Below are 10,337 nucleotides of genomic sequence, written 5' to 3' on the forward strand. Positions count from 1 at the left end.
CCGAAGAGGCCCGGTCGGCGGGGGCGGCCGCCCGCCACGCGCGCGCCGCCTACAACGGTGCCCGCGCACAGGGTCGGCGCCCCGCCGAGGAGTGGTCCGGGACCACCCCCGCCGGAGTCGGCGGCACCGAGGACCACGGCCCGGAGCAGGCGGCCGTCGACGCCATCGCCGACGCCAAGCGGCTGGAGCTGGAGATCCGGCAGGTCTCCACCGCGGCGACCGCGACAATGGACGACCTGCCGGGCCTCCTCCCGGCGGAGGACGGGCGGCCGACCGGGCCGCGTGCGGCCGATCCCGGCGCCCGCGCCGCCCGGCTGGACCGGCTGGCGGACGACATCGAGGCGTACGGGGCGGCGCGGGGATGGCCGGACCCGCAGGCGGCGGCCGGCGTGGTGGACGCCTTCCGGCGCCAGGCCGCCGAGCACCGGCGCGGCCCCGCCGGTGCCGACGACCGCGCCTCCGGTGAGCAGGGACCCGTGCGCCTCGACCGCGACGGGGCCGCGCTCCTCCGGCAGCGGATCGACGGCATCCGGGACACCGCGCTGGAGCGGCTGGACGCCCTGGAGGCGCGACGGTCCACCGCCCAGCGGTCCGTGGACCGGGCTCTGGACCGGCTCGACGCGATCGCCCGGGAGGCCGAAGGCCGCGCCGGGGCCACAGCGGAGCGGGCGGAGACCGCCCGGACGGCGGCGGACCGCGCCGACCGGGCGGCGCGCGACGCCAAGGCGGCCGCCGCCCACTTCGCGGCGACCGGGGAGAGGACGCCGGCCACGTTCCGTCCGGACCACGAGGAGGCCGACCGGCCCGACGGCTCCTCCCCGCCCGCCCCGAGCGTCACCGCGAGCGCGGCCGGCGCCACGGCGGTGGCCGCCGGCGCCGGCACCACTACCGACACCACCAGCGCCCCGCCCGCGCCGGCCGACGGAGCCCCGCCGACCGCCCCCGCCGAGGACGGGGAGACCGGGGCCGGCGACCGGTCCCGCCGGTCCGCGCCCCTGTTCTCCCCCTCCGTCACCGGGACGGTCACGGACGGATTCGACCTCACCGACCGGGACGTCGGCGCGGGCTCCGGGCCGGACTCCGAGCACATCGGGCCGCGGATCATCCGGCTGCGGCGGCGGCGCGGCGCCCCCGTGTCCTCCCTGGAGTTCTCCTCGGACCCGGACGGCGCGCCTTCCGCCTCGGAGGACGGCCCGGTGATCGGGCGGGACGGCCGCGACCCGGGCCGGACGGACGGCCGGCCCGAGGACGGGCACGGCCATGGCCGGGAGGCGACGGCACCGGCCGGCACGCGGCGCGGCGACGGCCGGGAGCCGTGGGAGATCCAGGGGCAGTGGGAGACCCGGGGGAACCAGGACGCTCAGGTGTCCCGGGAGACCCGGGAAGGCCGGGAGTCCTGGGAGACCCGGGGCGACCAGGAGGGCCCGGGGAACCAGGACACCCGAGAGACCCCGGAGACCCCGGACACCCGCGAGACGCCGTCGCGCGCCGAGACGGGGCCGCCGGTGCGGGCGTCGCGGCGCTCCCCCCGGACCCCGGGCGCGGAGGACCCGGCGGCCGGGGGCTACGACCTGGACTACCTGCTGCCGTCCAGCCTGCTCGGCTCGCACGCGATCTACGCCGAGGGCCTCGGCACGCAGGTCCGGCAGGTCGTCGACGGCCACGACTTCGGCGGTCGCGCCCCCGCCGAGGCCATCCAGCGGGAGATCGACCGGCAGGCCCGCAACGACATGCGCAAGGTGTTCGCGCCCAAGCAGTTCACCGCGCGGGTGCCCGGCGAGGGCGGCGAGTGGACGGTCAAGGTCACCTTGGACACCCAGCGCCGCTACACCGCCACGCACACCCCCAGCGCGAACGACGTCCGCGACGCCAAGTCGAAGAACCGGATCGCGGAGTCCTCGGGGGCGGGCGTCACCAACCAGGCGAGCGGCTACAGCGGGGGGACCAAATCGGTCTCCGTGGCCATCCACGTCACGCCGTTCACCATCAGCCCGATCAACGTCGGCTCCCTGGGCGCGCGCCTGACCGGCCGCCTCTCCGGCGGGTGGCGCACCCGCCTCAACACGTTCACGGCGAGCGGTTCCAGCGCGATCACGACGACCGCGGAGCTGAAGGGCCCGCTGCACACCTACAGCTCCTCGGCGGGGCTGTTCGTCCAGGTGACGCCGCCCGGCGGGCGGGAGGTCGTGCTGGGCGGGCAGGAGATCGGCGTCGACGTGCACATCCCGAGCGGCGTGCGGGAGAACCCGTCGAACGCGCCCACGAGCATCCGGTTCGCCGACCCCGCCGCCGAGGGCTTCGACCCGCGCACCCACGACCTGCCGGGCGGCGGGTTCCGCCGCGTGGTCGAGACCCACCCCATCCTGGTCGGCGACATCCGCCACGCCTCGGACGGGGAGACCACCGCCGACGATCCGCACGCCCACCAGAGGCTCGCCGACTGGGCCAACGCGCACCTGGCGCTGGACCGGCCCAAGCGCGACCGGTTCCGCCTCCCCTCGACCCGGCGGGAACTCGCCGACCAGTACGACGAGGACAACCGGAACACGCTGTCCAACGACATGTTCCGCGACAACCTGGCGACGACGACGAGCGGTGTCCTCCCCCTTCGGGTCGCCGACCGCTACGGCCGGGAGCGCGTCATGTACGTGCGCTCGTTCCCCACCGAGTTCCGGTTGCAGCCCAACCCGCCCGACATCAACGACCTGAGGTCGCAGACGTCGTCGGCGAAGGGCGTGGCGACGGCCAAGTCGCAGGCCGACTTCCTCCGCTTCCTGATCGGCGGCGGTCTGGACGTCGCGATCGCCACCCTGGACTGGATCGTGGGCCGCGTCGCCGCCGTCATCGACTTCTCGGGGCAGTTCTCCCGGCAGCGCGGTGACAGCCGCGCGCAGTCGGGGTCGCTCACCTCCCTGTACTGGGGGCGTCCGGACACGGTCGTCTACCAGGTGCAGCGCACCTACTACGTGCAGTTCGACGGCGAGGACACGGTCCACCGGTTCACCGGGACCACCTTGGAGATGGCGACGGTCGAGAACGCCAACGAGCTGAAATCGGCGGAGAACGTCCGCCCGGTGCGTCCGCTGCCGGCGGAGGCCGGGGAGACCGCCGTCGACCCGGCGGACGCCACCGCGACGGCGCCCGTCGAGCAGGACACCGGCGGCGACGGCACCACCGCCGTGGACACCACCGGCGAGGGCACCACCGGCGTGGCGGGCACCACGGGGGCGACCACCACGATCCCGACCACCACCACCGGAACGGAGACGGCCGCCGAGGCGGCGCCCGCCACGGCGACCGAGGGCGACCGCGTGCGCCCGTCAACGGAGCGCCCGGCCGGGGACCCCACCGCCACGACCGGCGCGGAGCAGGAGGCCACCACCGCCACGACAACCGCGGAGGACGAGGGCACCACCGGCACGGCCGCCGCGCGGCGCACCCCGCCGACGTTCCGCAACCCGGTCTCCTACACCTTCCCGGACGGCTCCTTCTACCAGCGCCCCGACGACGGCGGACGCCCCATGACCGTGTCCGAGAGCCTGGCGCGGCACGTGCTGCACGAGGTCTCCCGGAAGTACCCCGGCCTGGTCATCCCCGACTACCAGCGCTCCAAGAGCGACTACACCGTCCGCCCCGGCAACGAGGGCAAGAACTACTTCCGCAGGTCGCCGCGCGAGAAGCGGCCGCTGCGCCGCTCCTTCACCGCCGCGCAGGAGAACACGCAGAAGATCATCAACGCCCTGTCCGACGCCGGGCTGAAGGCCAACGACGACGACCTCGGCAACGACGGCATCCTGATCGCGCTGAACGAGTCGGCGACGTTCGAGTACAACATCAAGGCGATCCGCGTCTTCGCCGACCGCGACGCCCCGCAGCACTCCGGTGAGACCTCCCGGGGCGTCGGTGTCGAGGCCCGGGGCGGCTCCAGCCTGGGGTCGTTCCGCGGCAGCGCGGTCAGCGGGCAGATCCAGCCCAACGTGGCCGGGAACTTCATGCAGGGCGACCCCGACGCCCACGGCCGCCGCGAGGCCGGCCTCTACCCCCGGCTGCGCGCGGCGTTCGGCTACCTCAGGAACAGGACCCACACCCAGTCGTCGTCGGACTCCAGCACCAGCACCCTGCTGTTCCAGGGCGGCTCCGACCTGTGGACCGAGCAGCGGCGCATCCACGTCCGCGCCTACACCGGCGACGACATCGGGCAGGACTCCTCCGACAAGCAACTTCGGGGCGGCGGGGAGCTGCGCGGCAAGCCGCTGGGCGCGCCCGTGCCGGTGCGCTTCGAGTTCGCGACCCCCCGGCTGCCCGAGGGCACCACCATCGGCTACCCCGGCAGCGGGCGGCCCGCTCCGGAACTCACCCCGATGAGCAGGGACGAGGCCCGGGACCTGATCGAGAGCTGGGACCGCCCGGGCGGCGCCCCGGACGGGACCCGTACCGGGGAGCGGGGCGCCGACGAGCGGGGGGCCACCATCGGCGACCGGCTGCGCCGGTCCGGCGCCGCCATCACCTCCGTCAACCAGCGCTACTCGGTCGGCGGGCGGGAGATCGGCACCGCCGAGGCGACCTACCGGACGTTCTCCCGGCACGGCGTCGGCGCGCGCTTCTTCGGCCGGCGCAACGGCTACGTGCACAAGGTCGACCACCTCGTGCGCGACAGCGAGGGCGGGCGGCACTTCTTCCCCAACTACGCCTCGCCCGCCAACCTGGCCGCGCACCTGCTGGACGGCATCCGCACCAGCCTGGACCTGAGCACCCGGCTGCGCTCGCCGCACAACCTGCGCACCACCACCGACACCCGCGCGGAGGCGACCGACGTCACCCTGGAGCCGGTCGACGCGGAGGTGATCACCGAGGACGGCTCCTCACCGCTGGACCAGTCCAACGGCCGGTCGCGGACCTACTCCGTCACCGTCGGCCTGCAGGCGCAGACCCGGCTCAACCTCCTCAACACGACCACGCCCGCCGGGCAGGCGCCGACCGGGCAGACCGGCGAGGCCACCCAGCCGCCCGGCCCGCCGGCCGCCGGCCAGGACATGACCCCGACGTGGTCGTCGGGCCCCTTCGCGGAGCGGACGTGGAACCTCAGCACCAGGACCAGCGGCGCCGCGGTGACCTACTCCGACACCACGACGATGCTGCCCAGCAGCAAGCGCGCCTACCTCTTCCGGGCCGCCGGCACCATCCGGCAGGCCACGGAGTTCGCCCGCAACTGGAGCATCGGGCCGACGATCAACCGGGCCCGCAGGTACGCCGGATGGCGCGCCGACTCCACCGACCTCTTCTCCGGCTTCCTGCACGCCTGGGACGCCATAGCCGCCCGCCTGCTCAAGGACGGCCTGTCGCGTGACGGCGACACGCTGACCACGCGGCCGCTGGACCCGCCGGCCCCGCCCGCGTCGACGGTCCGGGTCCGCCCCATGTTCGAGGAGCTGGGCACGGTCCAGGGCCTGCCGGACGCGGGCCCCGCCATGGCGGCGCTGGTGCGCGACCTGCGCGCCAACCACCTCGAACTCACCCGCAACAGCCGCGACAAGCTCCGCCAGGCGCTGGAGACGGAGCTGGCGCGCCACGCGAACTCCCGGGTGCCGATCCCGGTGAAGGTGCGGCGCACCGACATCGCGCACATCGCCCCGCGCGGCTTGGCCCCGGCGGTCGACGCGGTGCTCGACGTGCGGGTGGACCGCAGCGACGGCCGCGTGGAGTTCTTCGGCGGGGAGACGGAGCTGCGGCGCAAGCACGGCCTGAAGTTCACCGGCAGCCACGGGGCGGGGTCGAGCCGGCAGAACGCCGCCGGCGTCAGCGGCAACTCCCTGATGCAGCCGACGCAGAACCCGGACACCGGCGGCGCCGAGCAGCCGGCGCACCATGCGGCGCCCACGCCCTACAGCACGGTGCACGAGAACTCGGTCTCCTCGACGGAGGGGGCCGGCCGCAACGTCTCCGACGCCAAGGGCCGCTCCGTCCAGCTCTCCATCGCCACGCCCTACGCGGAGCTGAGCCACCGGACCGAGATCACGCTGGACCTGCGGTTCACCGGCCACGGGCCGGCCACGCTGACCCAGGTGCGCTCGGACCTGCGGCACAGCGGACTGACCGCCACCGAGGACGGCGGGCGGATGTACGCCACCTACCCGACCCACTACCTGGAGTTCACCGCGCCGCGCACCGGCGGCGACACGGAGACGGGCCCGGCGGGGCAGGTCCCGACGGAGACGGACCCGGCGGGACAGGCGCCGGCCGAGGGCGGCGCGGACCCCCGCGAGCGGACGGGACCGCCGAACGCCCCCGTGCACCGCCCCGACCGCATCACCCCGCAGGAGGGCCGCAGCCCCATGGCGGAGTGGCGGCGGTGGCGGCCCGCGGGCACGGTGACCGCCGAGGACGCGTTCCTCTTCCTGGAGGCGATCCAGGACAAGGGCCAGGCCGTCCGCGACCTCGTCCACGTCGGCCTGGCGACGGAGCTGGGGTGGAAGCCCGGCCGCGGCCACGTCGACGGCACCCGCTACACCGCCGCCGGTGTGGCGGCCGCGCAGGCCTACCTCGATGCCGAGATCGGCCGCGACGCCTACTTCGACGGCGTCGACAACAACCTGACCGAGGTCGCGCTGATGTCGGGGTGGAACGACGCGACCGGCTCCGCGAACGGCTTCCGGCCGCCCGACGTCGGCCGCGTCTCCTGGGCCCTCAAGGCGCGTCCCGTCGCCGGGACCGCCCGCGTCCTGGACATCGCGCCGACCGGGTCGATCTACGACTCGGCGTCGGAGGAGCACGCCAACGCCAGCTCCGGCACGCACACCTCCGCGCTCAACAACGGCGGCGGCCCCTCGCTTGCTGCGACCATCTCCGCCGACCGCGGCGACGGCTTCCGGCGCGAGGCGGTGGAGTACAACTCCCTCGAAGCCGGCTCCCTCACCCAGGCGGGCGGGCTCGACAACCCCGTCTTCACCGCGAAGGGGCCGTCCTCCGCCAAGCGCAACCGCGACGAACCGCTGTACCTGATGGAGTTCGACGTCGACTGGGCCCTGGGCACCGAGCACACCAAGCGGTTCGGCGGCGGCGACCTCCCCAGCGGCTTCGCCGGGACCACGCGCACCCGGGTCGCGGGCTGGGTGTCGCAGCAGGACGCCATCCGCATGGGCTTCTTCGGGCAGGACCTCGCCGACGGCACCGAGGCGGAGCGCCGGGCGCTGCTGCGCTACATGGACGCCCTGAGCATCGCCGACGACGAGCTGCTGGAGGCGCGCCAGCCGCTCACCCGCGCCGCGTCGGAGGCCGTCCGCGACGGCGTGGACAGCGAGGCCCATATCCGCCACCAGATCCTGGAGCACGAGTACAACCGGACGGTCGAGGAGTACCGGCAGCGCGTGGCCGACTGGATCCAGGCGGCGAACTGGATGCGCGACACCCTGCACCGGCTGGGCGGCGGCCGCGGCGAGCGGCCGCAGCAGCCCGTCGAGCCCGCGGGCGAGGACGCCGCCGACCGGGCCCCCGCCCCCGCCGGGCAGCAGGACGGGCGGACCGTCCCGGCACCCGCGCCCGAGTCCGCCGACACCGTGCGGGACGAGCCGGGGAACCGCCCCGCGCCGCGCCCGTTCCCCCTCTGGCCGGTCAGCCGGGGCCCCAGCCTCAGCCGGCAGCGGCGCACCGCCCTCCCGAACATCGAGGAGGACGCCTCCGACTACGAGCTGGACACCTTTTCCGGGACCCGTTCCGGCGCGTCCTCCGCGTCGCCCTGGTCACCGCGGCGGAGCGCGTCCGCGCCGTCCACGTACCGGTCCCGCACGGGTGTGGCGCCCTCTCCCCCGCAATGGCGGCGGCAGAGCGCAGCGGGCGGCATGACCCCCGAGCGGGTGTTCTCGTTCGAGACCCCGCCGCGCGTGCCGAGCCCGGTGCCCTCGGGGTCCGACGAGGCCGACTCCCCGTCGCGGCGGCCCGCGTTCACGTGGTCGACGGCCGGCGGATCGACGGACGCGGCGTCCGCCGCCGGCGGCCTCGGGGGTGGCGGGGCGTCGGGGGCGCCGCCGAGCTGGGAGGTTCCGCCGGGCGGTGGCTTCTCGCAGCTGTTCAACGACGTGCTCAACCCCGGGACCGCCCCGGGGCCGTCCACCGCGCCGAACGGCGCCATGGGGCCCGAGGACGCACCGGCGGGGACCGCGCCCGAGAGCGGGACGCCGTCGCGGACCCCCACCGCGACCCCGGGCCGCCTCCCGACCGCGAACGCGGAGCAGACCGGCGGCACCGCCGACTTCGAGACCGGGACACAGTCGCGGACCCCCACCGCGACCCCGGGCGGTCACCCCACCGCGAGCGCGGACGAGACCGCCGACACCGAGAGCGGTCCCGAGACCGTGCGCGATGCGCAGAGCACCGCCCGCGAGCGCGCCGACGCCGACCACCTCGCCGACCTGGTCGGCCGCGCCATCGGCGCCGGCACCGCCATCGGCCCCCGGGGCCGCGCCGCCGACACCCCGGGCGCACGGCGGCGCGGCGTCCTGGACGTCCTCCTCACCGGCGGCGTCCCCACGGGCGACGGCGGCGACCTGGGCCCCGGGATGTCCGGCACCGGTGGCGCCTCCGACGACCCCACCGGCCTCGCCGGGCCGCCCCCCGCAGAGGGCCTGGACGCCTTCTACGACGCCACCGCCGGCGGGTGGGTCCCCAACCCGCTCACCCCGGCCGACGTGGCCTGGCTGGAGGACCGGCTACTCCCGATGCGCGCCGAGTTCGCCCGGCTCGGCCGGGAGGCGTGGTTCGACGCCGTCATGCTGCGGCTCGCCCTGCTGCGGCGACACGCGGCCGGCAGCGTCGACGTGCTCACCGGAACGGCGCCGTGACGCGCGTCCGCCGCGTCCGCGCCGGGCCGCCGCACCGGGGCGCGGCGGTCACCCGGCGGAGCGGCCCGGCAGGCGGGGACGGGCGTCAGACGCGGGTCACCCGCGAGATCGCGACGGCCGCGCGGTCCCCCGCGAGGGGGTCGCAGGTCGAGTCGGTGATCAGGCAGTCGACGTCGCGGAGGGTGCCGTAGCGCGCCAGGGCGACGTGCCCGACGGACGCGCCGTACGCCAGGACCACCACCCGGTCGGCGGCGCGCATCATCATCCGCTTGGCGGCCGCCTCGACGGGGTCGTCGGCGGTGAGCCCGCGCCGGGCGTCCACCCCCGCCGCCGCCAGGAACGCGACGTCGATGTGCAGGCCCTCCAGACCGGGCATGCTGGAGCCGCCCTGGACCGTCGCGGTCGCCCCCGAGCGGATGCGGCCGCCGATGAGCAGGAGCGTGACGTCCTCGCGTGCCATCAGCCGCACCGCGATGTCCATGGAGTTGGTGACCACGGTGAGGTCGCGGCCCTCGGGGAGCGCGTCGGCGAGGTGCTCGGTGAGCGGGTGGGCGTCGAGCAGCACGACCCCGCGCTGGGGCACTTCGGCGACGGCGGCCGCCGCGATGCGCTGCTCGGCGCGGGCGGTGTCCTCGTGCGGCGCGGCCTGCGGGGGCTCCGCCGCCGTCCTCGCGGTGCGGCCCTGCGGCGCTTCGCGCGTCTTCCCCGCGGCGGCGTTCGTACGTCCGGGCACCACGGTCACCTCTCTCGTCCGGGCGCGGCCAACGGTCGTCCGGAGCACCCCGATGCCATCGAGCGGCATAACCGGTCGGCGGGGGCTCGGTGAATAAGCACTACCACGGGTGACAATTGACGCACAATATACGCAAACGCAAACGCGTAGCGAAAAGCCGAGACGAGGCCGAGTCGGCACTCGCCTGTGACCCGGACACGCCCCTCACCTCCGCGCACGCGGCCTCCCCGAGGCCGGACCCGGCGTCGCCCCCTCGCCGAGGGGCCGGCCGCGCGGGCACCGGGGCGGGCCGCCCGGCCACCGGTGGGGACTTTCGCTCACCGTCATGAATTGATCCAACGTCAATGGCATAACGGTCGGCGGAATGGTCTGGCCAGAACCCGCCGTCCGACATAAACTCCCCCGCCGCGCGGTCCGGGGGACGGCCGCTCACCCCGGGCACCTGCGCCCGCGCCGCCGACCGGACGGCTCCGCCGGGGGACTGCCCGTTCGCGCCCCCGGGGCCCGGCGGCGCCGATGGCGCGTCCGGGCGAGGACGCGCACAGGACGGGGATGCGGGCGCCGCCGAGCGGACGTACCATCGCTGTGGTACAGCTGAACGCAACCCAGGCGACGCAAAGCCACACACTCGGCGAACGATAGCCAAGCACTTCCACAGCGCCCGGTAACGGTGTTAATGTCGGCTTCTCTCTGGTGAGTGGTGTGCCCGGGGCAGCTCGCACCCCTTGTGGCCCCGCGCGGTGTCGACGATGGAGGGAGGCCCGGACCCC

1 protein-coding gene and 1 pseudogene are annotated in these 10,337 nt (G+C 75.6%); one reads left to right on the plus strand and one right to left on the minus strand.

The genetic code is table 11. The features are described from left to right. Positions 1-8,834 (plus strand): annotated as a pseudogene (locus NT8_RS30080) (hypothetical protein); the annotation flags it as partial. An 85-nt stretch (positions 8,835-8,919) separates the two neighbouring features. Here the strand turns inward: NT8_RS30080 and NT8_RS24465 are convergent. Next, on the minus strand, positions 8,920-9,567 hold the full coding sequence (locus tag NT8_RS24465; RefSeq protein WP_169805257.1) for a sugar phosphate isomerase family: 648 nt from the start codon (positions 9,565-9,567) through the stop codon (positions 8,920-8,922). Positions 9,568-10,337 lie beyond the last annotated feature (770 nt).

This window comes from Nocardiopsis trehalosi NBRC 14201 (assembly GCF_001552555.1).
In the GTDB taxonomy this organism is placed as follows: domain Bacteria; phylum Actinomycetota; class Actinomycetes; order Streptosporangiales; family Streptosporangiaceae; genus Nocardiopsis_B; species Nocardiopsis_B trehalosi.